Source organism: Nonomuraea sp. NPDC050404 (assembly GCF_040655495.1).
In the GTDB taxonomy this organism is placed as follows: Bacteria; Actinomycetota; Actinomycetes; order Streptosporangiales; family Streptosporangiaceae; genus Nonomuraea.
In genome coordinates this window covers 1-23,740 of sequence record NZ_JBFAKB010000047.1, presented here as the reverse complement: position 1 = coordinate 23,740, position 23,740 = coordinate 1, and the positions used below count along the sequence as shown (strand labels likewise).

Sequence of the window (23,740 nt, the reverse complement as noted above, 5' to 3'; positions counted from 1 at the left end):
GGCGGCTTGGGTGGCGGTGACAGTGAGCGTGATGGCGATGATGGCGAGGAGCTGAGCCAGGTGGCGCTGGATGGCCCGGGACGTGTTCGCCGTGGGTGGGCGGGGTGGCGGGTGGCGGGTCACGGGTCAGGAACCCACGATGCCCTTGAGCACGCTGACCAGCAGCGGGGCCAGGACGGCGATGCCGTAGCCGAGGGCGGCGTAGCGCAGGGTCTTCTTGGCCGACTCGACCTCGCCGGGGTCGCCGCCGGCCAGGATGTAGCGCACCCCGCCGACGGTCAGGAACAGGGTGGCCAGGGCGACGAGCAGGCCGACGATGACGTTGCGCAGGTTGTCGATCACGCCGTTTAGCGAGGCGGGCGCCGCAGCCAGTAGTTGGTCGGTGGGCAGGGCGGGGACGGTCTTTGAGGCGTCGGTGGCGGTGACGGCGTTGGCGATGGCGTACTCGAGCAGGATGCCCAGGACGATGCCGCCGAGGATGGTCATGGCGATGAGCAGGATCTTGAGGCTGTGGGTTTGGGCTGAGGCGGTGGTGCGGCGCTGGCGCGGTGTCATGTGGTGTCTCCCCGAGAGTGGTGCCGGTGTGAGTCGGATGGCGGCTGGTGGGTGAGAGGGCGGCGCGGAGGTGCCGGACCGGCTGCGGGGCCGGGTGGGCGTCCTCCTTGCGGTGCGAGTGGTGTGTGGTGGGCTGGGCCGGGTGACAGGGACCGGTGACCAGGGACGGGCCCGGCTGCCGGGTCCGGGCGCCCTCCGCGCTGCCTTCTCAGTGGTTAAAAGACCTGGGTGAAAGGCCGAGTTAGGACATGAGGGCCAGCGGATTTGGCGCGATCTTTGCTGGCCGCGAGCTGTCGGCGCTGGTGCGATCGCTACAGGCCACAGGACAGCTCGCCGTTCTGGAGTGCCTGGTAGAGCGCGGTTTCGGCGCGCTGGCGGCGCTTGAGCGCGGTGCAGTAGAGCAGGCCACGGCGGCGGCAGTAGGCGCTCAGCGGGACGCCTTCGAGCCGGGTGCAGGCGATCAACTCCGCCTCCAGGACGGTGATGATGTCCTGGGCGACGGCTTGGGCGAGAAGCTGGTCGGGGTGGCCGGTCGGGTAGGTGAAAGCCTCCTGGGTGTTGTCGGCGCGGTCGGTGAGGTCAGGGTCGGCCAGCAGAGCGGGCTGGTCGGCGGCGTGGGCGCGCACGACGGCGATGCGGGTCAGCCGCGACAGCCGCAGCAGCGTGTGCGACCAGGTCAGATTCACCCGGTAGAGAGCTTCCACGAAGGCGGTCAGCACGTCGGCTTCCAGGTCCTCGCGGCAGGTCCGCTCGGCCGGGATGGTGCCGGCGAGCGCGCCAAGGAGGCGGCGCAGCATCGGGATGGCCAGGGTGACGGCGGCGACCATCCATGCCCCTCGCTGGGTGCGGGCCCGCTCGATGAGATGCCGCCACGCGTGATCACGGGTGGCCCGCGAGCAGGACGGATGCAGCAGCATCCCCCGCAGCTCGTGGAGCGGGATCGGCCGGGCTGGCAGCCCGTGCCCGAGCCGCGCACCGTCCAGCGAGAGCGGGTCGGGGCCGCGCATGAGCAGGTTGAAGGCGCGCTCGGCCACGTCCAGTGGCAGCGACCCGGCCAGGCTCAGATGGTCATCGTCGGACGGCTGGCTGGGCCGCGCGTCGTCGATGTCGGTGTCGAGGTCGAGGCCGGACAGCGCGTCGGCCGGGGTCGGACGGGTGATGGTCGTGATGGTGATGGCCGCGTCGGTGCTGTCGGTGGCGAGGCGGATCGAAGGATGAGACATGGCGACGCTCCCGAGAAGGCGTGGTCGGTTCGGACGTCGCTATGCCGCCACAGTGCCCGGACAGCAACCGGGCAGTAGCCGGGCAGAAAATGATCAGACATCGGGCACAGCAAAGATCACCCCAGCTTCCGGTCATGCTCCGAAACCATGGATGACCTGCGAGAACGCCGGAGAGTTGGGTTTGTGGCCGTCGGGGAGCAGAAGGTGTGATCTACGTCGTCGCACCTGGAAAGGCGTCTTGACCTGCGGTAATGCGGTCGCGTTGAAAGTCTCGGGTCAAGTTCGCGTCAACCGTGGATGCGGACCCCAGGCCTGCGTCGGACTCCTGATCGCCGCCGCGGCAGAACTCGGCCCTGCGGCTGGGTCGCTCAGAGACTCTTTCCAGGGTCGGTTGGGCAGGTGGGAGAGGTGTCGGGCGCGCTGGTGCGGCGCATGCGGGCCTCGGCTTGTGCGCGGGTGATGACGGCGGAGACAGCCTCGGCGGCACGGCGGGCTGCCAGATCCCGGATCTCTTGGGGTGGGTCGCGGTCATCGATGATGACCAGCGTCTCGTCATCGGCGAGGTGGGTTCGGACCTGCCAGCCGAGTCGGCGGCCGGCCGTCCGTGCGGCTCGTCGTACTTCGGCCGCATCCCCCAGCTCGGTCACCGCGTCGCGGGTGAGAACGAGCTGGCCGTAGAAGCCGTGGTACTCCGGCTTGAGACGGGCGGACATCATCGCCTTGACCTGGTCGACGAGCTTGGCGAAGCGGCGTTCGGCCAGTTCGTCTTTCCGGCTCGGCATGCTGATCACCTCCCGGTGGACACGGCCCGGGGTGTCCTCTTCTCACAGTAGGCCGCACCGGCGAACAGCGACGGGGAAACCGTGCTGCAGCCGGTGACGGACGTTGCCCGGAAGCTGCCCGGAAGTTGCCCCGAACCGCTGTGACCTGCGAAAACGTTCTCCTCTCGGCGGTGTTTCGGACGAAGAGGCGTCTATCTTGGCCACCAGCCGAGGGCGAAGCGGACGACGTCGGCGGGATGTGGAAGCGCGTCTTTCCCGATGCGCGGCAGGCTGCGCGGATGATGTGGTGAGGGCCTGCCGGCACGGCCGCCCACAACCTGTGGATGAGCAGCCGGACGCGCCCGAGAGGCGGCATCCGGTGAGTGAAACCACGGATGGCCTTGCCGAAGCTTTGCCTGACGGCTTGTCCTAACTCGGGGTCTGCGGCAGGTATTTGGAACAGTGACAGGGATCGGTGGCCGGGCACTTCGGGCCACACCCACATGACCGAATTCACCACCACCTCAACCGCTTCCACATCCACCAACTCCTACGTCGCTGCCGGGCCCGCCGCGCCCGGCTCCACATCCACCGCATCGATTGCCTCGCCCGTGGCCTCCGGGCCGGACGTCCCGCTTCGTGAGCCCGGCCTTGGGCTGGCTCGGGAGGTTCAGGGTGCCGTCCGCGGTCACCTACCGCTGTCGGTGTGGCTGGCCGCAGCCGATACCGAAGCGGTTGCGACCTGCCCGGCGGGTTGCTGCCATCCGGTCAGCGGCCCGCTGGCCCGGAACCTCATCGCGGCGTGCGCCCGGCTGGGCGAGACCGTGGTCCACCTCGGCGCGAGCGATCATCAGCTCGTGTCGGCCGCGCTGACGGCGGGCTGCCTGCCGGTGGCCGTGTTCACCGACGCGGCCCTGGCGGGCGTGTCGTGGGCTTGTCTGGCCCGTATTCATCCCCAGCACGACTTGGAGGTCACCGAGCTTCGCGTCCCCGATCGGGGTGATGAGTCTTCGGTGCTGGCCGATCTCGCAGCCGGTGCGGGGCTGGTCGTGGCCGAGCAGACCTGCCGGCAGCCGCTGGGCCGGCCTGCCGGACGGCCAGGTTCTGAGGCAGGAGCCGTGGTCTTCGACGTCGCGTGTGCGGCGGGGCTGGTCCAGCCGGGTGGGCATCTGGTGGTGGTCACCGGCCTGCACCGGGAACACGAGGTGGCCGATCCGGTGCCGGAGATCATTGCCCGGGCCCGCGCGGCGGGGCTGGTGTATCTGCAGCACATCATCGCCCTGCGGCATCCCGCGCGGGGCGAACAGACCGGCCCGGCTCTGTCCCGCCGGAGCCAGGTCGCGATCGAGGAGCCGCCAGAGTGCGCCGGGTTGCCGGCGAGCGTTCGCGTGCACAGCGACCTGGTCATCTTCACCAAGCCCAGGTTGGCCGCAGGCTCAGACATCACGACGGCTCCGGCCGCCCCACGCGCCAGCGATTCCGGCAGAGCTGAGGCTTCGGCGAAGGCCGGGGGTGAGCGGTGATGACCGGGGCGACGACGTCGGTGTGGGCGACCGGGCAGCGGCCGTCGCGGGTGCAGCGCAGAGGCCGGTATGTGCCGGAGTCGATGCGGCATCCGGGCAAGATGCTGCCCTCGATCGCCGCCCGAGTGATCGCCACCTACACCGAGCCGGGGGAGCTGGTGGTCGATCCGATGTGCGGGATCGGCACCACCCTGGTCGAGGCCGCCCATCTGGGCAGGCACGCCGCGGGTGTGGAGTTCGAGGAGCGGTGGGCGCGCCTGGCGGTCGCCAACCTCGGCCACGCCAAGAAGCAGGGGGCTCCCGGCTTCGGGCAGGTGGTGGCCGGGGACTCCCGGCACATCGCCCGGCTGCTGCCCGACCTGGTCGGGCGGGCCGCGCTGGTGCTCACCTCGCCCCCGTACGGGGCGGCCACGCACGGGCACATCCGTTCCACTCGCGACACCGGCGAGCCGGGCGTACGCAAGTGGAACCAGCACTACTCCACCGACCGCGCCAACCTTGCCCACCAGCAGCTCCCGGCGTTGCTGGAGGGGTTCGGCCGCATCCTGGCCGGGTGCGTGGAGCTATTGCGGCCGGGCGGCGGGGTGGCGGCGATCACCGTGCGGCCCTACCGGGTGCGTGGCGAGCTGGTCGATCTGCCCGGCCACGTCCACCAGTTGGCCGAGGAGGTCGGGCTGGTGTTCGCCGATCGGATCGTGTGCCTGCTGTGCGGGCTGGGCGAGGGCCGGCTGCTGAACCGGGCCTCGTTCTTCCAGCTACACGAGGCGCGTAAGGCGTGGGCGCGCGGCACGCCGATTCACGCCGTCGCTCATGAGGACCTGCTCGTGTTCCGCCGACCTGGGACGCCCACGGGTTCACAGAACCTGAAGGACCTTCGAGGCGAGCGCGAGCTGCAGTAACGCCGATCATTCCCGGCGTCCTGGCCCGCATTCGGGCCAGGCGCTGGGGTGCGGCGTGAACCTGCGGATTTTGCTTGACGCGGGCCGTGGAGGTGGGCGTCGATACCGCCGTCACCAGCCCGGCCGCATCCGAACCCCGTGCAGTGGTGCTGTGGCCGCCCGTCCATGAACGGCCGGTCCCGCCCCACCCCGGATACCGGACGGGGCCGGGCCGGGGGCGCAGCGCCCACCACAGCCCGCTAGCAACACGTGGCCCCAAGGGCCCGAACGCCCTGTTCCTCAACGCTCACGGAGGTGCTGCATGACCAGCCCAACCCCAACAGGCCACCCGACACAGCAGACGGAGCCGGAGGTGATCGGCCTGCTCGCGGCCGGGCGGTTGCTCGGCCTGAGCCGCACCACGACCTACCGCCTCGCCAAGGCGGGTGAGTTTCCGTGCCGGGTGCTGCGGATCGGCGGTCGGTATGCGGTGCCGGTACGCGGCCTGCGGGCGCTGCTCGACCACACGATCCCCGACCACACCAACCTCGACCACACCAACGAGGGCGGCACCAACAGCCGCCCGACACCCCAGGAAGGATGACCACGATGACGAAAGCCCCGAACACGACAGCGGGGAAGGAGTTGAACGTTGCCAAGGGCACCACGTTCAAGATCTGTACGTGCATCGACCCGGTGACCGGCAAGAACATCAGCAAGACCTGTCCCAAACTACGCCGCACTTCTGGGGACGGTCGCGGCCGGTGGAGCACCACCCACGGCACCTGGGGCTACCAGCTCGAACTCCCCGCAAACGCCGACGGCAAGCGGCGTAACCCACTGCGGCGCAGCGGGTTCGCCACGCTGGAGGATGCCGAGGCCGAGCTGGACCACGCTCGCGGCCTGCTCGCCCTCGACGCCGAACCGGCGGTGCGACGGCAGATCACCAAGCTGATGCTGTCGGTGCTCAAGGACACCAAGAGCCTGCCCGATACCGAGGAGGTGCGGCGTAAGGTCCGCACCCGCCAGGACCTGAACCGGCACATCACGGTGGCCGAATGGCTGGAGGAGTTCCTCAAGCGCAAGCGGTCGATCGAAGCGACCACCAAACGCTCCTACGAATCTCACGTGCGGCTCTACCTCAACCCCTACCTGGGGGAGATCCGGTTGGACCGGCTACGCGTCTCCGACCTCGCGGGCATGTTCGATGCGATCGAGGAGTTCAACGACATCATTGCCGCCGAACGCGCCAGTGGCGACCCATCCCGGGTGGCGTCGGTCCGCTACCGGCGTCCGGTCGGGCCGACGACTCTGCACCGGATCCGGGCGACGTTGCGGCACGCGTTGAACATCGCGATCAGCCAGGACCGGCTGCTGGACTTCAACCCGGCTGCCGTGGTCGAGCTGGCTCCCGCCGTACGGCCCAAGCCGGTCATCTGGACGGAGGAGAAGGTCATCCAGTGGCGCAAAGATCATGCCGGGCACGTGGATCGGCTCAAGCGGGCCCGCGAGGGAAAGCGGGTAGACCCGATCGCCGCCTACATCGGCGCGCCCCGGCCGTCGCCGGTGATGGTGTGGACGCCCGAGCAGACCTCGGCGTTCCTCGCCTATGCCCCGAAGGATCGACTGTTCGCCCTGTACCGGCTGATCGCGGTACGCGGGCTGCGGCGCGGTGAGGGGGTCGGCGTGCGCTGGCCGGACGTCATCTTCGAAAAGAGCCGGATCGGCGTGCATTGGCAGATCACCCAGCTCGGCTGGGATCCGATCCAGGGCACCCCGAAGACCGATGCCAGCGACCGTGAGATCGCCGTCGACGCCGAGACGATGGCGATCCTGAAGCAGCACAAGAAGCGCCAGGCTCAAGAGCGGCTGGCGGCGGGCGAGGACTGGGTGGACAGCGGGTTCGTCTTCATCGACGAAATCGGCCGCCCGCTGCACCCGCAGCAGGTGACCGATCGCTTCTACTGGCTGTGCTACCAGGCAGGTCTGCCGCCGATCCGGCTCCACGATCTCCGACATGGCGCGGCCACCGCGATGCTCGCCGCCGGGGTGGACATCAAGATCGTGCAGGAGACCCTCGGGCACACCTCCTCGGCCTTCACCCGTGACACCTACACCAGCGTCTACCCCGAAGCCGCTGCTGCGGCGGCCGAGGCCACCGCGGCTCTTCTGGCGGGACCTGCCGTGCACCTGTCGGGGCGGGTGCCGCCCCAGCGAAGCACCGCCCGGCCTGGAACAAGCGGAAAGGGGGAGACCGGCGGGTCGGTGATCCCGATGCCGACCAGTTAGTCGCCAAGAGGCTAGGGCGAGAAGTTGGCCGGAGGCCGGTCAGCCGTGCGGCTGACCGGCCTCTCGCGCGTCAGAGTCGTATCTGCAGGGTTTGAGACCGGCAGTGGCACACGCTTGAGACGGGGTGCGGCTGTCTGGATGTCTGTGGGTGGGGCGGTCCCTTACATCGCGGCCCTTGGTTTCCGCGATTGTCCCCAAAGCGAGGAACCGCCCCCGGCAACGACCAGGCGTCCGGGGGGAACGCCGTGATCATCACCGCGCGGGTGACCGGCCGGGCTTCTTGAAACCGGCCTGTCACCAGGTCCTGAGAACGCGTTGAGCGGGACCGCGTTCTCCCCAGCGTGTGCCCGAGAGATTATCGGCGCTGCTACCTACCTCGGTCCGTCGCTCCAGGCGGTGATGGCGAATGACCGGGACCGTGCACCCGAGCGCAGCGGCGTGGGGCGCCGGGCCTTTGGTTGATGTCCGTGCCGGGTGCCAGCGGGCGGGCGCTGTACGCCGATCACGGGTTTCGGCCGTGTCGCTGAGCGGGACTGAGTGGGGTTACGCGGCGTTCGGGGCGGTTGTGGCCAGGACGTGGCCGATGCGCTCGGCTGCCGTGGCCAGGTGGGTGACCTCGGTGATGGGCTGGTCCCATGACCACCAGAACAGCCATTGGCCATGGTCCGGCGCGGCGGAGATGAGCTCGGACAGCGCGGTGGCTTTGGGATTGATCACGCGCAGGCGCGGGAGCCGGTCGTCCTGGGTAAGCAGGCGAGCGTGCAAGCCGAGGCTCTGCAGTGCCGCCTGCAGGTTGTTGAGGTGAGTGGCGGCTTCGGTGGCCGCAGCGGGGGCGATGGGGTTGGGCATGGCTGGCTCCGGAAGGTGGTGGATGGCTGCTGGGGAAGGGGAGGGCGTGGTTGTTTACGGGGTGAGCGGGGAAAGCGGCGGCGGGGGTGTTCGGGATGGTGCTAGTTACGGTGGGCGGCTTGCCGCGCTCGGTAGCCCACCCGCAGGGCGGCCACGAGGCAGGCGATCAGCAGGCCCACGACCAGGGCCGTACTGACCGGCTTGGCCCTGCTGGCCGGGGCCAGCAGGACGAAGGTGACGTAGCCAGCGGTCAGCAGCAGCGCCAGCACACCGATGATCGTCGAACGGGACACAACGAAGAACTCCATACACGGGGAGACGGGATTCGGGGGAAGCTGCTTGTGGTGCGTGGGCACAGGGCCGAGTAGCGAGCGGCCATGAACAGCCCGGCGCCGGACTTTTCAGCGGCGCCATCGCGCAACGGCTGCTTAGGCGCTTGGGCCGAGGATGAGCACTGTGATGATCATTCGCCTGGAAATGCCGGGGCGGCGGTGAACACGAGAGTGAGTGTGAGCAGACGGTGCCGGCTCACAGCGACTCTCCGGGAGCGGGGCAGAGCAGCCGGTTAGTCCGGAGCACTGAACAACTCCTCCAGTTGCGCCGGGGTGGGCTGGCGGTCGAGGTGGCACCAGACCAGACGCAGCCCTTGTGGCGGTGTCTGGCAGTTCCCCCATCGTCCGCGCGACAGACGTTGGACAATCGCCAGCCCGCGGCCATGCTCGGAGTACGGATTCGCGGTCTGCGGTGGAATGTCCGGCGGGGCCGTGGACACCGATCCGGGATCAGTTACCGCCAGCCGGAGGAAGTCCGGCGCCTGCGCCAGCTCGAGCATGATCGCATCAGCACCGTCCCCGGTGCTGACAGCGTCGGAATATCGGACGGCATTCGTGACCAGCTCCGATGCCGCCAAGGCCACGATCTCCCGAGCCGGATGGTCAGCGCCGAGCCACCCGCTGACCGCTTCACGCGCCAGGCGCGGAGCGCGGTCACTGAGCGCGAGCCGAACAGCGCCCAGCTCATGAAGTGCGTGAAGATCGACCCGTGCCGGTGGAGAGTAGATCACCGTATCCGCCTCGCTCATCCTCGATCGTCAGCCCATGTCCTTCTCATGACAGGTCGGTCAGCCGTGGCAGGTGTGCTGATCCGTACAGGCTCCGGCGCTGCTCAGCACCCGTTCCGGCGTATCCAGCCAGATCGACTGGCCGCCGGGTGCGACGGTGATGCCGTAACGCTGCCAGTGCGGCTCGCCCCAGCTCACCCAGCGGGCATAGGCCCGCAGCACCTCATCCCACACCGGCCGCTCGCCCACCTGCTGCACCCCGTGATCCGCACTGCCGGGCCGCCACGTGACCACCGCCCAGGAACGGGTGTCGTCGGGATCGCTGACCCACGTGCGCACGTACGGGCCGTCCTCATCGGCGCCCTCGCTGGTGTGCGACCGCAGACCGGTCAGCGCGCCGATGGCCAGATCCACGCCCGCGCCCAGCTGGTCCAGCGCCCGCGGATCGAGCGCCGAGCGGTAGTGCCGCCGCTCCTGCCCCGGCGGCGGCTCCTCGCCTGCCTCGGGACGCTGGGAGCGCATCATCATGTAGCCGGCGTAGCCGACCACCCGCCCGACCGCGGTCCCGTCCTCCTGTACCTCCAGGCGGAGCGCGTGGCTGGTGCCGTAACCGGGATGCCACGGCAGCACGATCACGCCACCGGGGCGGCACTGTTCCACCCACGCGTACGGGATGTCCCGCACGCCGCAGGTGACGTGCACCCGATCGTAGGGTTCCCCGTCGCTGCAGCCGAGCGCGCCGTCTCCGACCAGCAGCCGCGCTCGAACCCCGGCAGCGGCAAGGTTCTTCGCCGCCTGCCCGGCCACCTGCGGGTCCACCTCGACGGAGGTCACCTCCCCGTGATCCCCGACGAGATGTGACAGCAGCGCCGCCGTCCACCCGGTACCGGTGCCCACTTCGAGGATCCGGTGGCCGGGGCCTGGCTGCAGGTGGTTGAGCAGGTCGGCCACCGTGGACGGCGCGGATGCCGAGGAGGTGGAATCGCCCCGCAGACCGCGCAATTCGGTGGCGCCGTCGTTGAGCTGGGTGACGATGATGCTGCGCGAGTAGACGGTGTCCCACCAGGTGCCGGGGTCGGCGTCGCGGTCTATCAGGTACGGCGCGCCCTCCTCTTCGACGACCAGGCCCACGGGCGGGATGAACAGGTGGCGCGGCACCGCACGCACCGCCTCCCGGATCGGCTCGCCGATGTCACCGGCCTCATCAGGGTCCAGAGCTGCGATGAGCCGGTCGAGGCGTTCGGGGGTCGCGCTCACTTCTTGCCCTTCCCGCCCTTGGCGTGGCCGCCCTGGGCCTCTTGATGCTGGTCGTTGGTGCTGCTGGTGCCGCCCTCCGCACCGGTGACCTCTTTGTCTTTGGGGCTCTTGGGATCTTCGTGCTTTCCGCCCATGCTGTCTTCCCTCTTTCTGTAGTGGTGGCTGTTGGGGTGAGCCACGGTCTTGGATGGGGTGTCGCCCGCGAGGCTGTTGAGGCGGGCCCCGGCGTCCGGCCGGTGGTTGCCGCACCGGACCTGTTGTGACGTCGTGTTGTGCTGGTGTTCGGCTCATCACAGGCGTTGGCTTGCCTCGGCTCGGCCGTCGCACAGCTAGGGCCTGCCCTTCGTGGAAGGGGCGTTCCTCGGTGGACAACGGTCACGTCCGGTGGCGCGGCGGCGGAAGGGCATACGGGGTGTGTGGGCCGCATCGCCGCCGCGCCGGTCAAGTACCGGGGCAGATCTTCAGCATGCCCCGGCACGAGGCATAGGCCAGCGTCAGAGAGTCGTGCCGAGCTTGCGCCAGTCGTTGCCGGGCCTGCGGATCTCGCCCGGGTGCTCCTGGTCGCGGACGCTGACGGCGTCGTGGTCGTCGATCGGGGCGTAGGCCAGGCCCGTTCCCTTGATCGCCTCGTGCCGGTCGTCGTCCACATCGATGTCGTAGAGACCCTCGATCGGCTGCTCGAGGTCGGATTCCCGGCCGAGCAACGCACCCAGCCTGCGGAAGTCGTCACCGGGCCGGCGGATCTCGACCTGCGGCCGGTCCTTGTCGCGAACGGCGTAGTCGTCGCCGTCCCCGATCGCCGCGTACTCGATCCCCGTGCCGTCGAGCAGCGTGAACTTCGCCTCTTCCACGGCTACCGCCCACAGGTCGGGCTGAAGCGATCTGGCTGTCATGGGGTTCTCCCTCGGGTTGGTTCTTCATGGCGCCGGGGCACGAGGCCCGGCCTGGTGCCCGGCCGGCCGCCCGCCCGGCACGGGCCGGAGGCTTCATCGGTGCGGACCGGCCAGGCGCTGGATGATCGCCACCTGATCGGCCAGGTCCGCCATGAGATCGATGAGGTTGCGGCACTCCACGATCCGCCGCACCCCGGCGGTCACCTCCTCCAGCGTGAGCCGCCACGAGGGCTCGGCCCTCCAGACCAGCCCCGCTGCTGTGAGGGTGTAGGCGATCTGCCACGGGTGGAAGGTGTTGCGCAGCACGACGAGTTGACGATCTCGCACGTCGAGCCGTAGCCATGCCGCGATCTCGCTGGCATGGGCGGTGGGCTCGACGGGAGCGCGCAACAACTCGAACATTTCAGGATCTCCATCGCATCTGGCATGGCGCGGCGTATTCGTTCCGAGAATGCGCGAGCATGATTCGCGGGACGTTTACGCCGTTCAGCAGTAGCGTGGCCAGCACGGGCAGGCGCGGTCCATACAAGAAGCGCTGACTTACTGCCACTGCCTGCCACCACGGGCCAGTGGCAGGCAGTGGCAAAGACGCCGGGCATGGCGGAGGCGAGAATGAACGAGGAGACGTTTGCCCAGATCCTGTGCCGTCTGCGGGGAGAGCGAACCCATGAGGCGCTAGCGAAGGCGGCGGGCATATCACGCAGCTATGTGCAAAAGCTAGAAAGCGGACAGGGGACTCCAAGCCGTAAAGTGTTGCTGGCACTGGAAGCCGCCACCAATGCGCAAGGTGCGCTTATTGAGGCATCTGAGAGAATCACGGCGAAATCCGCTTCAAACACGGGGTTTCTTCCCTCTATCGCCGCTATGAGCCACATGCGTACTCTGGACATGAACGACTATTACGAGGAGGACGCCACGGAACGCCGCCGCCTTCTGCAAATGGCCGCCGGGCTAGGAGTGGTTGGCCCTGCAGAAGCACTACGCCAGCTCATCGACCTCAGCATCCCCGCCTCGCGATCGGCCGAGGAGTGGGAACTCGCGTGCGCGGACCACCTGCACGCCATCCGCCACCGCCCACCCGCTGAGGCCCAGACGGATGTCCATATCGACCTCGCTGTTGTTCTGCGCCAAGTCCAGAGGACCGCCGCGCAGTTCGGCGTCGATCACGCCCAGACAAGAGGCTTGTATCGGCCGCTCGCGGCCTTGTCGACGCTGCACGCCAACGTGCTCACCCGGCTGGGCGACCACGGGGCAGCGATCCGCTGGTGGCGCACCGCCCGCCATGCCGCCGACGCCTCCGGCGACCTGCACCTGCAGCTCGGCGTACGGGCCACGGAGGCAGGGCACGGAATCGAAGGCGGCCAGCGCGATCCGGCAACGGTGCTGAGGATGCTGAACAGCGCCCAACCACTCGTTGACCAAGCCCCGAACTCCTACGGGGCCGCGCTGATCTCCTACACCCGCTCCAGAGCTCTGTCCATGATCGGCCGCAACGACGAAGCACGCGCCACACTGGAACGCGTCAGCGACAGGCCCGCCACCGAACGTCTCCCGGTCGGCATCATGGCCGACTACTGGCGCACAAGCCAGCTTCCTTACGCCAAGGTCTGGGTCTACAGCGCGACGGGTGATGAGTCCCGCGCGATGGAGGCGCGCGAGGCCGTTATCGCGTCCCATCCCGACTATCAGTACCCGGCCATCGCGCGTTTGCTGACAGCGCGGTGCACGGTGGTTCGCGGTGGTGTCGATGAAGGGCTACAGGCGGCGGCTGACGTCTTGGAGCCGTTGCCGTTGACGCATCGGACGTCTTCGGTCATGCAGGCCGGGCGGATGGTGTTGCAGGCTGTACCGGTGGGGTCACGAGATCGGCCCGTGGTGAAGGACGTACGATCGCTGCTGGCCATCGAAGCCTGACCGGCGGTGGCGTCGCGAAGCCCGTTTCCAGACCGCCTGGGCAGATCTCATGCCGGGAAGATCGCCGCCGATTATGGTGCTGGCATGCTGGTGCGGTTGCTGTGGAAGCCTCTGCCCGAGTCGTGGCCCGAGGCGGAGGCTCCCCGTCCGGCAGGGCTACGAGCCGTGATCGCCTTGGTCCGGGAGGTAGCTGCGGGCGTGCCGCAGCACGACGACGTTGAGCGGCGAGTGCGGCGGGCCGCGACACAGGCGATCGTACGTGACGCTTTCCAACAGACGGTGGCGGAGCAAGACAGCGAGCATCGTGGCCCGGCCGAGTTCGCCGACGCCTGGAGAGTTCGTCTGGCCGATCTTCTAGACGAGTAAGTCCTATGTTCTGGGCCAGTGATCAGACATGAGGAGAGGGCGTTCAAGATCATGTTGTGACGCAAGACCTGAACACCCTCCTGACCGCACTGTACGTGAAGATCGACGATGAGCTGAAGGGACCGCGATGGACGGGCCGGCCCCCGGCGCTGACCGATTCCGAGCTGGTGTGTGTCGCGGTCGCTCAGTCGCTGCTCGGGTTCACCTCCGAGGCGCACTGGCTGCGCTACGCCCGCAAGCACCTGACGGGCCTGTTCCCTTACCTGCCGCAGCAATCCGGCTACAACAAACGGCTGCGTGCCGCGCTGGGCCTGATCAAGCGAGTCATCCGGATGCTCGCGAAATCGAGCGACTTCTGGCTCGACGACTGCTGGATCGTGGACTCCACCCCGATACCCTGCGGCATGTCCCGGCCCACCGTGAAACGCTCGGACCTGGCCGGGTGGGCGGGCTACGGCTACTGCGCCAGCCACTCGCGGTTCTCCTGGGGACTAAAGCTGTACCTGGTGTGCACCCCAGCCGGAATGCCGATCCTGTGGGCCCTGGCCGACCCGAAGATCGGCGAACGCGAGGTACTGGCCGCGATGCTCGAAGTCGAGGCGAGCGTGGCGGCAGAACACGACGGCATTTTGCTGATCTGCGACAAGGGGTTCGCCGGCAAGGACTTCGAGACGCTGCTGGGCGAATACGGGATCACCATGCTGCGGCCGTCCCGCAAAAACGAGAAGGCCCGCTACGGCGAGTCGATGCTCAAGAAAGTCCGGCAACTGATCGAGTCGGTCAACGACACCCTCAAGGGCCAGCTTGACCTGGAAGACCACGGTGGCCGGTCCTTCGACGGCGTCGCCGTCCGCGTCGCCCAGCGCGTCCTGGCGATGGCCGCCGCGATCTGGCACAACAACGCAACCAACGCACCGATCACCCGGTCACTGACCGCCTACGACCACTGACCGGAGATCGGACTTACTCGTCTAGCGCGGAAGAGCGTCGAGTTGCCGGGCTGGGGCGACATCATCGTCGCCGAGCTGGATGCCAACCTGGGGTGGAGCCTGTACGCCGCGGCCAGCCGCGCCCGAGCGGAAACCATCGCGCGGGCCGCTGCGACGCCTAGCCGCCTTCGCAGGGCAGATGACGGGTCAACCTCATCGTTTGATTTCTCAATCGCCGCCGATGGGGCAGCTTCGCTTGGTCGCGTCCAGTACACGATCTGTGAACCCTGCTGCATCGGCCTGCTGAGAAAGATCAGCTTTTCGCCCGAGTGGCACTGCTGCGGGTTGGGCACGCTGGCCCTGCGCGAGTTGGAGACCCGCCACCCGACCCTGACCTGGTACACCACCGGGCAGTACGCGCATGCCCGGGGCTTTTACGACCGCTACCGTGACGGCAGCAGCAGCCCGTGGACGGCGAGCCAGCACCCCTGTCCGCACTTTTGACTGCTCGATTCGGTGTGAGTCGGTGGGCCATACTCTGGCGGAAGCGTCCACCTCATCCTCACGGTCAATCGGTGCTCGTGGCCGCCGTGCGGGAGAAAGAGGGCTTATCCCAGGTAGCCGGAGCGGGATACCCATACGGAGGGACGGCAGGTGCCGAAGGTACGTCCCTGGCACAATTTGAAGACGGTGATACGGCTGATCATGGTGGAGTCGGTCCCGCAGCCCCAACGGGCTCCGTTGGTGTCAACAACGGTCCATTTCTGCAGGTAGTTGGTCGCGTACTCGACCCGCACAGCCTGCCCGTCATCATGCAGATCGCACACTTCGATGTGCTGACGATCGGCCGAGACGGTGACCGATCCCCAGCCCGCGTCATCCTGCCAACCACCTGCCGGCTGGGCAGAAGCGGGTGAAGGGGCGACAGCGATGATGGCGAAGGCGACAGCCGCCAGGGAAAGGCGAGTGGACATGAGCGAACCGTTCCGGTGAAGAGGCTAGGCGACGGTGTCACTCTGGACCTCACGATGCGCTCAGATCTCGCACGTCAGCCGGGCCGGCGACATACTTTGATCAACACTTGGTCGCCACCTCAACAACTGCGTGAAGCCTGTGGCGGACCTGGTCTTCCAGCTACTGTGGCGCCGACTCCCTTGTGCTCAGGCGGTGTGCTGTGAGCATCGGCGGTTCACGGTAAGTGCTCATGCCGGTTCGGCCATTCCGGTCCCGCTCATACTCTCGATCGCGGTCAGCGCCTGCTCCACGTGTTCGTGGGTCCGGATGGCGACCATGGCGCCGGTGATCTCCAGGATCCGGGCCACCCGTGGTTGCAGCCCGGCCAGGTGGACGGCGGCGCCGCGGGCTTGGGCGAGCACCGCGGCGGCGAGCAGCACGGCCAGGCCGGAGCTGTCCAGGAAGGACAGGTTGCCGGCATCGATGATCAGATGGTCGTCCAGGCTGCGGCGTACCAGGTCGAGGTAGGTTTCCAGTTCACGCGAGGTGGTGACGTCCACCTCACCGGCGATCGTGATCACGCACGCGCCGGACTGGTAGCGGTGGGTCAGTTTCATAGCAGCCTCCGCAGGTGCGGCGACGGTGCAGGGGGGCGGAGCAGGGCCGTGATAGCGGCCTGTGCGCTGGGGTGGATGTCGAGCGCATCCCATACTTCGGTGATCTGCAGCAGGCGGCCGGGCAGATCCTGTACGGCGGCCAGGTGTAAGGAGCCGCCTTGCCGGCGTACGTCGCCGTGCACGCGGAGCAGGACATGCAGGCCGGTGCTGTCCATGAAGGTGAGCTCGCCCAAGTCGAGGACAACGGGTCGGCCGGGCTGCCGCATCCGGTCGATGTAGGTTTCCAGGTCGTCAGTGTTGGTGGCGTCCAGCTCGCCGGCCACGATGATGACCACGCCTAGAGTGAATGGCTGGCAGTCAAGGCTCAAGGGCGACATGAGGGCCTCGCCGAAGTTCGGGGCGTAGAAGGCGGAGCGATGGTGATCATCACCGTCTTGGGGAGTCGGCCGGGTGATGGGGCGGCCACATGCCGTCACCGTCGAGCCTAAAGCTGAACTCGGATGCAGGAAAGCCAGATCGTCACATGGTCTTGAGGTAGTCACGTGTAGCGCAATCGAGTACGTGCACTGGGCCACTTCCCGCCTGCTGAAGGGCCGCACCGTCGGCCCCGTCCTCCTGGCCGACCGGTCTGCCTCCACCTTAGGACCTCGCACGCCCGCGGCCGCCGACCTCTGCCCCAGCATCGGCCGCAGGCGGCTGTCCTACCTCCGCGCCGAGCACCTGTTCAAGACCGCCTCCGCTGCACTCGGCCCGCACGGCGACGGCTGGGCGCTGCACCAGCTGCGCCACGGCACTGCAGCACCTCGCCCAGGCCGGCCACACCGCGCCCGAGCTGCTGGCCAAGAGCCGCCATCAGCACCTGGCCAGGCTCGGCCGCTACGTTCGCCTGGGCGAGGAGACCTCTGCCCGCATCACCGCTGAGCACGATCGGGCGGCACGCCGACGCTCCCCCTGACGGCCTCCCGGTTCTGTCCACGAACTGGCCGCCGAGCAGGGGCGAACCACCTTCGCGTGTACCTCATGTCACTGTCGTTAACGACCAGGACGGAAGTCCCAGAGTTCGCGCGAACTGAAGGGTCCTCAGGATGAACCCAAGGGCTTTTCGCGCTGTATGGACGGTTCTGACCCTTGGGTTCGCGAGAACTGGCGGGACCTTGCTTCTCGGCAAATCCCAGAAGCACTCGGGCGTTTTCGGCGTAACGGATCGCGGTCTTGGGGTCGAGGCCGAACACCGATGCCGGGTGCAGCGGATCGGCTCCGTGGGCCAAGGCCTCTTCGAGTCGCAGGTCCGCGCGAAGCCGTTCCAGGGTCGCGGCCCGGCCGCGGAGATTCTTGTCGCCCCACAGGATGCTGACGGGATGAGCGCCCATCGCACTCTTCTGATTGATGATCAGATGCGGGTTCGCCGTGTCTGGGCAGCGGCTGCCCATGGGGGAGCCAGTCGAGCAGGACCCTGGTGCGTGAGCGCATCGATCGGGCGGAACTTGCCAGCGATGGTGAATCGCCGGTTGCCCAGGTCGACGTCGTTCAGTCGCAGCTCGCGGATCGATTTGGTGTCGCTCAACCTCGCCGGCGTGCTGTACATCGAGGTGCCGGACTCCTCGACGCTCGTTCAAGACGCGTGGTCGATCATCGACGGGCTGCGCGGTGCGATGACAAACGGCCCGTCCATGAAGAACGACGGATCCACCGGATCCTGACCGGTGCACTCGGTTGCCCGGCCTCACCAATAACACCCCGTCGTCGGCGAAAGCCATACCGGTTGCCCACCGTCGTCGTTCGTGCCTGTCGAAGCGGCGCCCTTCGACCGCTACCCGTCGCCCTTGAGCGAAACTGCTTCAACTCTCTACCAAAATCGGCTGGCGGCACCGATGGTGGAGTTGTGCATGGTGGGCACTCGCCGGAGGGAACGTGCTACCGACGCGGGCGAAAGGAAATGAGGCATGGCTGATGAGACATCTGAGGTTTTTGAGGAGCAGGCGCGTTCGCAGCTGAAGGATGAGCTCACGGGCGCGTTCGCCGACAGATGCACACCAGAGCAGGTACTCGCGGCGATCGACCGCGCCTGGCACAGGTTCGACCATGTACCGGTCAGGGACTTCGTCCCCCTGCTCGCCGCCAAGGTCGCCCGGGAAGAGCTGCACCGCCTGATCGCCGAGCCCTCTCCACCCGGTGCGTCGCCCGGTTGATGGTCGCAGCATGGTCGTGCCGCCGCAGCGGACCGGTCCATGCCGAGGTAACGGTTGTGGAACGGACGATGACAGCACGGTGCTGCGTGCAGCAGCATGACAGATGTGGCAGGGGCGTCCCTTATCCGCAGGCCGGCGTCACGACGGGGGTTCTACGCGGCCTGGGCGATAGCCGAGTTACGAGGCTGGCCTGCGCTGTCGGTGAATATGAGCGGCGATGACATCTCTGTCGCCGTCGCCGGCATCGAGGTTCTCCAGTTGATCGACGATGATCGGGTGCGGTTGTGTTTGACGAGGCCGGTTATCGATCGGATCGGATCGAGCCTGCGCTCCTGCGGTCAGGTGAGCGTCTGCCCCGACGGTGCCTGGGTGATCCTGCGGCTACACCCCGAATCCGATCTTCAGCTGTTGTTCGGTCTGATGAGTGTGGCGATCGAGGCTCACGATCACCGGTGAGCGACGTCACGTCCGGCACCGGGACCGGAGGTGGTGTTGCGGTCAGCTTGCCGGATGCGGGGCGGTCGGCGGTCGAACTTCGATCTTGTGGTGGGGTTCCCAGCGGGCTGGGTCTACGAACCAGATTTGGTACCGCCTTCGAACGAGCATGGGTGCCGCTGCCCTGGCGCGGCTTCCGCTTCAGTGAGGTCTGGTACCACCCTCTGTTCTTCCTGCCGTTTCCGCTTGAAGCCCTGCGAGGAGCCTCAGCGGTACCAGAACTCGCTGGTGGCCAAGAAGCTTAGAGATCCCCAACTGGGGCACCCTTGCCTGGGACCTGGGTAAGAAAACCGGCAAATCCATCATGATCGACTACGCCGAAGGTCTCGTCCACCGCCAGGGCAACCGGAAGTGCGGCCAACGCGTGGCGGGCTCCCCGTACAACAGCTGGAGCACCAAGAGGTACGGCAGGCCCACGTGCACCCTGCTGGACTTCTACAAGCTGCTCCGGCAGGGCCGCGTCGCGGTCCGCCTGGTCTACGACCCCAACGGCCCGATCGCGGTGAAGGTCACCGAGCTGCGCCTGCCGTGAGGGCTAGGTGGATGGCCACTTCGGCCAGAGCGACTGCTCGATGGTGATGCGCAGCGACCGAACCCGCCCTCTGGTGGCATGGTAGATCGCCGCGGCGACGCCGACCAGTCCGATCTCCCGATGCTCCCGGTGTCGATAGGGCCGGTTGGATCCAGTTCGCCGCCGGTCGGCCGGGACCGCAGGATGCCGGATATTCACTGGAAGATCGAGATCGGGTCCAGCGCGAGTTCGGCGCTCGCACTGTTCCAGGTACGCAACCTGCCCAAACAGGTGGCCGGAACCTCGTCCTCCTTCGAGAAGCTGTCGACCCGGGACTCATCACGCACCCAGGCCTTGTCGCAGGTGATCTTCATTTGCGCGAGCGGCTCGCCGGTGCCGTAGCGGGCGCACAGAACGACGTGATCGCCGTCCCTTCGGACCGTGAAGAGACCGGAGACCGAGATGTAGACCCTGCCGATGGCGGTCAACGGTACGCCTTGGGCCTCGGTGCCCCGCAGCTTGTCGGCAAGGCCTGCGGTCAGGACGAGCTGCCCGGTAGCGAGGTCGGCGTCCACCACCATGTCCTTTTCCTGCAGCGTGTCCATGATCAGGCGGATTGTCTTCATGGGCCTGTCAGGCTCCTGGTACTCCCTGCGCATCTGCGTGCTCGTGTCGCGCCCGGCCCCCGCGTCGCCAAAGGGGAGGACCTTGCCGAACAGCTTGATGCCGTTGGAGACAATTTTTTCGTAAGACACGAGCGCGGCCTCCCTCCGGATGCCGAGGATGTCCGCGACCTCCTCGACCCGCGCCTCATGGAGAAAGATGCATATGCCGGGAACGGGCTGATTCTCCCGGCGCCGCCTGCGGCGAGCGGCCGCCCAGCGTCCCAGCACATACTGGAGCACCACGGCGAAGCAGGCCACCGTCAGGAGCCAGACGACCATCCACGGCCACTGCATGCTCCACCACTGACCGTTAATGACACCCACGGATCTCCTTGAAAGCGTCAGATAATGAGGAAAGGTCGGCGTCAACCATGCGGCCCCCGGTTGCGTCCGCGGCCTTCTCCAGGGCGACCGCATCGGCATCGCCGAAGTGGACGGGGAAGGTGCGCACTTTGCGCGCATCCGCGCCCAGCTCGCGGTGGCGGCGCAGAAATTCCTCGTACGAGATGCCCGCGTTGTTTTCGCCGTCCGTCATCAGCACGATGGATACGGGCTGTTCGGGCGCCTTCCGGACGGCGGCCGCGGCGATGCGGTAGCCGCGTTCGAGGGCCGACCAGATGGCGGTGGAATCGTCGAATGAGTCGGCGGCCGCGACCTTTCTGAGGGCGCGCAGATCGCCGTCGTCGCGCACGGTCACCGTGCGTTCCTGAAGAACCCGGTGGCCGAACCGTATGACGGTAATTTGCTCGCCCCGGTAGAAGCGGGCGAACTTGCCGGTGGACATGGGGTCGGCGCCGCTGAGTCCGGCGAATGCAGTGCGCAGGCCGGCGATTTGCGCGCCGCGCATGGAGCCGGAGAAGTCGAGCAGAAACACCACCTGGTCGGGGGTGCTCGCGGGATCCCCGTAATCGGCGATCAGTCGCTTCACGATGGAGAGCCTGTCAGGGTAGGACAGGGCGTTGCCGATCGCCGAGCGTAGGGGACCGGCCGGTGTGACGTCCTGGTTGACCGGGCGGCGCCAGGTGCTCTGCATCAGCTTGCGCTGCACGTCGGCCTGCAGCAGCCAGTCGGTCACCTTCCGGTAGGCGGTCCGCTCGCTGGGGTCGAGCAGGAGCAGCGGGAAGTCGGAAAGCACCATGCCGTCCTCTGGGTAGACGATCTGAAGGGGCTCACGCAGTTTGTTGGCGTTGAGGGACAGCAGGTCGGACTCGTGGGCGATCAGTGCGTTGGCCTCGCTCTGATGGCCCGTATATGTCGCGATGAGTTCCGGTGAGCTGGCGCCGGTGAGGGTCTGGCCGGAGCGGAAGCCGCGCATCCAGTTGCAGGAGACGTCCTGTTCGCGCAGGGCGCTGCCGGTTCTGGCGGCAGCGGTGGCGACGCCGACGAGGGCCGCGCGCCCGGTCTCATTGCTGTGTGGATCGGCTATCCCGAACCGTATGGTGCCGTCGGTGGCCGCGTCCGCGATGTCCGCCCACGACAGGCGCTCGCTGGGCGTCTTGGCCCGCAGGGTGTCGGCAACCTCCCGGGTGAGGCCGACCACCACGGGCGAGCGCATGATCGGGGTCGACTCGGGTCGGGTCATCTGTTCACCCGACTCCTGCAGCCGCAGCAGGAACGAGCGGTCGGACGCGGGCCATGCCAGGTCATACGACAAACTCCGGGCGCCGGACAGATCGGCCTCCGCCCGGTAGTCCACGTCCAGCTTGACGCCGGTGTCGTCCTTCAGCTGGCTCAGCAGCGGTTCCACGTCGACGAGTTCGGGGCTGGCGAGGACCCGCAGGGTGACGTCCTCATCGCCCTGAGTGCAGGAGGTGAGGACCGCGAGCAGCGTTAGACAGGCGATGAGGGTGCGTACGTACCGATTCATTCGGCGTCCTGCCCGGCCGCCTCGCATGAGCCCACGGATTTGATCATCTGCTCCAGGACGTCCAGGTTGGGTTCCGACACCTTGATCTCGTCATGGTTCGGATTCGGCACCTGTATCCCCTGCTTCCTCATGTAATTGTTGAGCGGGTTGCTGGTGCCGTCCTCTTCGGAGAAGCTGACGCGGAAACCCAGCTCGATGGCGCGCTGGCGCAGTTCGGAGTCCTTCTTGACGAGGTCGACCAGCCGGTCCCCCTTGCTGCTCAGGGAGATGAGCTGCGGCTCGGTGAGGGCATGGGGAGTGGGGTAGAGCAGGACCCGATTTGTGTCCGGCCGGTGGCGTTTCTGTTCGTACTCGATCTGGTAGGCCAGGTACTGATGCTCGTACTTCAGGACAATGGGTGCCATGTTCTCGCCATCGTGGGAGAAGTAGCCTTCGTCCTGTTCGGCGGCCTCCAGGCCCTGGATATTGATCAGGGGTTTGATCTTTTCGGCGACCTGCCCAGCCTCGCGCATCTCTTCGGCCTTGCTGGCTTTGCCCGCGCCGGGTGGCTTGTTGCCGTTCGCCACAAAGGCGAGAATGCTCAGGTAGGTGGCCGCGGAGTTGGATTCGCAGACGCTGGAGGTGCGGACCATGACCCGGCCGCTGTTGCTGCGCCCGGGATGCTTGTCGAAGCCGAGCCCGTTCCAGGTGTCCGCACCCTCAGCTCTGCCGTAACTGTAGCTGTCCGGTAGATTGTCGAGTAGCTGGATGAATTTTTGCATGTCGAGGTCGTAGTAAAGCGTCTCGCCGCCGCTCTCCGCAGGCTGCCGGGTGGCCACGCCCCTCTCCACCAGGGTCTCGGCGTAGGCCCGGAACGTGCCGAGCACGAGCGGCGTGACGAAGGGGGACATCGAATTCGGCGGGGGGCCCTGCCGTTTGCGGATCAGCTGCCGGATCAGCTCTGACGCAGGCTGGCCGGACGGAAAGACCACGTCCAAGCCTTCCAGGGACTGCATGGCGATGCTGCGGGAGCCGAGCCGCCGGATGACGACAACTAGGCCGTGCTTCAGCAGCAGCCGCTGTACCTCGGGGTCTTCGAAGTAGTCGGACTTAGAGCCCATCCTGGCCTCGATCACGGTGATGCTCTCGAACGGGCGTAGCGCGTTGCCGGTGGCGAGCAGAGCGATCAGCCCGATCAGGGCCAGCGGAAGAGCGACGATGACGTGGATCGGTACGCGTGAGCGGGGGCGATCCACGTCGCGGATGCGCAGTCGGGGTTCCTGTGCGGTGCGTAATCCGTCAGATTCGGATGTGCTGTGCGGCTTGTCTGCTTCGGACACCAGCTTCTCCTGTGCAATCCGGGAGAATCGATGATTATTTGGGGCATCTGCCCCGGGTGGGCCGGTTCCGGCGGAACGTGAGAGGGGCCCGCCGCTCGGGTGCCTCTCACCTCGGCTTTCAGCCACTGGGTTTGATTCAGAACTCAGGAGCGACCCGGGAAGATGCGTCTCCTCCATCGAGCACAAATCAGGCCGGATCGGTCATCGCGTTCGCTGCGGACATCCTAGCCACCGTCCTCGCTCTGTAGATTCTGACGTATCGACTACGCATGAATCGCGGGAACGACACTATGCAGTTCCTCCACGACTCGGTCGGGCGACTCTGCGCCTGCCGAAAATTTCATCCATGGAGGTCACGGCTCTGCGAAGGCTTCGCGTGGCATGCGCGAATTCCGGCCACCCAGAAGATGGAACCGAGTGCGGCATGATGACCGGCCGTGCTCCTCCGCCTGGCCTACCTCACCATCACCAACGCATTCGCCGCGCTGCGATTGCTGCCTATGAGCGATCGGGACAAGGACGTGGAGATTCGTGTGCCACGAACGCTGTTGGAGGTTGCGATGTAGAAGGTCGTGCTTTCTGAAGGCGGTGCTGTGCTGGTGATGGAGGTTGGCCCTCCGAGATCG

General features: G+C 67.2%; 28 protein-coding genes. 12 read left to right on the top strand and 16 right to left on the bottom strand.

Features of this window, described 5'->3' with window-relative positions; genetic code table 11:
• Nucleotides 1-126: 126 nt before the first annotated feature.
• The 3 genes from AB0I81_RS60160 to AB0I81_RS60150 all read right to left on the bottom strand — a co-directional run bounded on the left by AB0I81_RS60160 (nucleotide 127) and on the right by AB0I81_RS60150 (nucleotide 2,560).
• Nucleotides 127-555: a pilin gene (locus AB0I81_RS60160; protein WP_360678713.1), complete on the bottom strand. Its 429-nt coding sequence runs from the start codon at nucleotides 553-555 to the stop codon at nucleotides 127-129.
• A gap of 311 nt (nucleotides 556-866) precedes the next feature.
• A complete protein-coding gene (locus tag AB0I81_RS60155; RefSeq protein WP_360678711.1) occupies nucleotides 867-1,778 on the bottom strand; it encodes a hypothetical protein in 912 nt (303 codons plus the stop codon).
• A gap of 368 nt (nucleotides 1,779-2,146) precedes the next feature.
• On the bottom strand, nucleotides 2,147-2,560 hold the full coding sequence (locus AB0I81_RS60150) for a hypothetical protein (protein WP_360678709.1): 414 nt from the start codon (nucleotides 2,558-2,560) through the stop codon (nucleotides 2,147-2,149).
• 482 nt (nucleotides 2,561-3,042) lie between these two features.
• Between AB0I81_RS60150 and AB0I81_RS60145 the strand changes: the two genes are divergently transcribed.
• From AB0I81_RS60145 to AB0I81_RS60130, 4 genes are all read left to right on the top strand, one after another.
• On the top strand, nucleotides 3,043-4,062 hold the full coding sequence (locus tag AB0I81_RS60145; protein ID WP_360678707.1) for a hypothetical protein: 1,020 nt from the start codon (nucleotides 3,043-3,045) through the stop codon (nucleotides 4,060-4,062).
• Nucleotides 4,062-4,961: a DNA methyltransferase gene (locus AB0I81_RS60140; protein ID WP_360678705.1), complete on the top strand. Its 900-nt coding sequence runs from the start codon at nucleotides 4,062-4,064 to the stop codon at nucleotides 4,959-4,961. Before AB0I81_RS60145 ends, AB0I81_RS60140 begins: the two co-directional genes overlap by 1 nt.
• A 301-nt stretch (nucleotides 4,962-5,262) precedes the next feature.
• The gene (locus tag AB0I81_RS60135) at nucleotides 5,263-5,544 is read left to right on the top strand and encodes a helix-turn-helix domain-containing protein (protein WP_360678703.1); all 282 of its coding nucleotides are present in this window, start codon (nucleotides 5,263-5,265) and stop codon (nucleotides 5,542-5,544) included.
• Nucleotides 5,545-5,549: 5 nt separating this feature from the next.
• Nucleotides 5,550-7,229, top strand: a complete 1,680-nt coding sequence (locus AB0I81_RS60130; RefSeq protein WP_360678701.1) for a tyrosine-type recombinase/integrase — start codon at nucleotides 5,550-5,552, stop codon at nucleotides 7,227-7,229.
• 543 nt (nucleotides 7,230-7,772) lie between these two features.
• On the opposite strand, the gene AB0I81_RS60125 is transcribed toward AB0I81_RS60130, so the two are convergent.
• The 7 genes from AB0I81_RS60125 to AB0I81_RS60095 all read right to left on the bottom strand — a co-directional run bounded on the left by AB0I81_RS60125 (nucleotide 7,773) and on the right by AB0I81_RS60095 (nucleotide 11,690).
• Nucleotides 7,773-8,078, bottom strand: coding sequence for a hypothetical protein (locus AB0I81_RS60125; protein WP_360678699.1), 306 nt, complete (start codon nucleotides 8,076-8,078; stop codon nucleotides 7,773-7,775).
• A 101-nt stretch (nucleotides 8,079-8,179) separates the two neighbouring features.
• Nucleotides 8,180-8,371, bottom strand: coding sequence for a hypothetical protein (locus AB0I81_RS60120; protein WP_360678698.1), 192 nt, complete (start codon nucleotides 8,369-8,371; stop codon nucleotides 8,180-8,182).
• A gap of 272 nt (nucleotides 8,372-8,643) precedes the next feature.
• The gene (locus tag AB0I81_RS60115; protein ID WP_360678696.1) at nucleotides 8,644-9,159 is read right to left on the bottom strand and encodes an ATP-binding protein; all 516 of its coding nucleotides are present in this window, start codon (nucleotides 9,157-9,159) and stop codon (nucleotides 8,644-8,646) included.
• Between the two features lie 39 nt (nucleotides 9,160-9,198).
• The gene (locus AB0I81_RS60110; RefSeq protein WP_360678694.1) at nucleotides 9,199-10,395 is read right to left on the bottom strand and encodes a methyltransferase domain-containing protein; all 1,197 of its coding nucleotides are present in this window, start codon (nucleotides 10,393-10,395) and stop codon (nucleotides 9,199-9,201) included.
• Complete coding sequence (locus AB0I81_RS60105) at nucleotides 10,392-10,529, bottom strand: hypothetical protein (protein WP_360678692.1); 138 nt, start codon at nucleotides 10,527-10,529, stop codon at nucleotides 10,392-10,394. The genes AB0I81_RS60110 and AB0I81_RS60105 overlap by 4 nt, the downstream gene beginning before the upstream one ends.
• Before the next feature lie 360 nt (nucleotides 10,530-10,889).
• Nucleotides 10,890-11,288, bottom strand: a complete 399-nt coding sequence (locus AB0I81_RS60100) for a hypothetical protein (protein ID WP_360678690.1) — start codon at nucleotides 11,286-11,288, stop codon at nucleotides 10,890-10,892.
• A gap of 93 nt (nucleotides 11,289-11,381) precedes the next feature.
• The gene (locus AB0I81_RS60095; RefSeq protein ID WP_360678688.1) at nucleotides 11,382-11,690 is read right to left on the bottom strand and encodes a hypothetical protein; all 309 of its coding nucleotides are present in this window, start codon (nucleotides 11,688-11,690) and stop codon (nucleotides 11,382-11,384) included.
• 210 nt (nucleotides 11,691-11,900) lie between these two features.
• On the opposite strand from AB0I81_RS60095, the gene AB0I81_RS60090 reads away from it, so the two are divergent.
• The 4 genes from AB0I81_RS60090 (at nucleotide 11,901) to AB0I81_RS60075 (ending at nucleotide 15,001) form a co-directional block, all read left to right on the top strand.
• Nucleotides 11,901-13,202, top strand: coding sequence for a helix-turn-helix transcriptional regulator (locus AB0I81_RS60090; RefSeq protein ID WP_360678686.1), 1,302 nt, complete (start codon nucleotides 11,901-11,903; stop codon nucleotides 13,200-13,202).
• Nucleotides 13,203-13,286: 84 nt separating this feature from the next.
• Entirely contained in the window at nucleotides 13,287-13,568 is a 282-nt protein-coding gene (locus AB0I81_RS60085; RefSeq protein WP_360678684.1) for a hypothetical protein, read from the top strand.
• 56 nt (nucleotides 13,569-13,624) lie between these two features.
• Entirely contained in the window at nucleotides 13,625-14,518 is an 894-nt protein-coding gene (locus tag AB0I81_RS60080) for an IS982 family transposase (protein ID WP_360678682.1), read from the top strand.
• 42 nt (nucleotides 14,519-14,560) lie between these two features.
• Nucleotides 14,561-15,001 carry a hypothetical protein gene (locus AB0I81_RS60075; protein WP_360678680.1) on the top strand — a complete coding sequence of 147 codons (441 nt, stop codon included), beginning with the start codon at nucleotides 14,561-14,563 and terminating at the stop codon, nucleotides 14,999-15,001.
• Nucleotides 15,002-15,105: 104 nt separating this feature from the next.
• On the opposite strand, the gene AB0I81_RS60070 is transcribed toward AB0I81_RS60075, so the two are convergent.
• The 3 genes from AB0I81_RS60070 to AB0I81_RS60060 all read right to left on the bottom strand — a co-directional run bounded on the left by AB0I81_RS60070 (nucleotide 15,106) and on the right by AB0I81_RS60060 (nucleotide 16,403).
• Nucleotides 15,106-15,471 (bottom strand): hypothetical protein, encoded by a 366-nt coding sequence (locus tag AB0I81_RS60070; protein WP_195893790.1) that lies wholly within the window; start codon nucleotides 15,469-15,471, stop codon nucleotides 15,106-15,108.
• Between the two features lie 228 nt (nucleotides 15,472-15,699).
• Nucleotides 15,700-16,068, bottom strand: coding sequence for an STAS domain-containing protein (locus AB0I81_RS60065; RefSeq protein ID WP_360678678.1), 369 nt, complete (start codon nucleotides 16,066-16,068; stop codon nucleotides 15,700-15,702).
• Nucleotides 16,065-16,403 (bottom strand): STAS domain-containing protein, encoded by a 339-nt coding sequence (locus AB0I81_RS60060; protein ID WP_360678676.1) that lies wholly within the window; start codon nucleotides 16,401-16,403, stop codon nucleotides 16,065-16,067. The genes AB0I81_RS60065 and AB0I81_RS60060 overlap by 4 nt, the downstream gene beginning before the upstream one ends.
• A 1,125-nt stretch (nucleotides 16,404-17,528) precedes the next feature.
• Between AB0I81_RS60060 and AB0I81_RS60055 the strand changes: the two genes are divergently transcribed.
• The 4 genes from AB0I81_RS60055 to AB0I81_RS60040 all read left to right on the top strand — a co-directional run bounded on the left by AB0I81_RS60055 (nucleotide 17,529) and on the right by AB0I81_RS60040 (nucleotide 19,284).
• Nucleotides 17,529-17,768 carry a hypothetical protein gene (locus AB0I81_RS60055; protein WP_360678674.1) on the top strand — a complete coding sequence of 80 codons (240 nt, stop codon included), beginning with the start codon at nucleotides 17,529-17,531 and terminating at the stop codon, nucleotides 17,766-17,768.
• Between the two features lie 243 nt (nucleotides 17,769-18,011).
• The gene (locus AB0I81_RS60050; protein ID WP_360678672.1) at nucleotides 18,012-18,257 is read left to right on the top strand and encodes a three-helix bundle dimerization domain-containing protein; all 246 of its coding nucleotides are present in this window, start codon (nucleotides 18,012-18,014) and stop codon (nucleotides 18,255-18,257) included.
• A gap of 96 nt (nucleotides 18,258-18,353) precedes the next feature.
• Entirely contained in the window at nucleotides 18,354-18,713 is a 360-nt protein-coding gene (locus tag AB0I81_RS60045) for a luciferase family protein (protein ID WP_360678670.1), read from the top strand.
• Between the two features lie 343 nt (nucleotides 18,714-19,056).
• Nucleotides 19,057-19,284 carry a hypothetical protein gene (locus AB0I81_RS60040; RefSeq protein WP_360678668.1) on the top strand — a complete coding sequence of 76 codons (228 nt, stop codon included), beginning with the start codon at nucleotides 19,057-19,059 and terminating at the stop codon, nucleotides 19,282-19,284.
• A 194-nt stretch (nucleotides 19,285-19,478) separates the two neighbouring features.
• On the opposite strand, the gene AB0I81_RS60035 is transcribed toward AB0I81_RS60040, so the two are convergent.
• Genes AB0I81_RS60035 through AB0I81_RS60025 form a run of 3 tightly spaced genes read right to left on the bottom strand, consistent with a single transcriptional unit; the run spans nucleotide 19,479 to nucleotide 23,114 of the window.
• Nucleotides 19,479-20,252, bottom strand: a complete 774-nt coding sequence (locus tag AB0I81_RS60035) for a hypothetical protein (RefSeq protein ID WP_360678666.1) — start codon at nucleotides 20,250-20,252, stop codon at nucleotides 19,479-19,481.
• Nucleotides 20,239-21,795: a VWA domain-containing protein gene (locus tag AB0I81_RS60030; protein ID WP_360678664.1), complete on the bottom strand. Its 1,557-nt coding sequence runs from the start codon at nucleotides 21,793-21,795 to the stop codon at nucleotides 20,239-20,241. The genes AB0I81_RS60035 and AB0I81_RS60030 overlap by 14 nt, the downstream gene beginning before the upstream one ends.
• Nucleotides 21,792-23,114, bottom strand: coding sequence for a hypothetical protein (locus AB0I81_RS60025; RefSeq protein ID WP_360678663.1), 1,323 nt, complete (start codon nucleotides 23,112-23,114; stop codon nucleotides 21,792-21,794). Before AB0I81_RS60025 ends, AB0I81_RS60030 begins: the two co-directional genes overlap by 4 nt.
• Nucleotides 23,115-23,740: the final 626 nt, after the last annotated feature.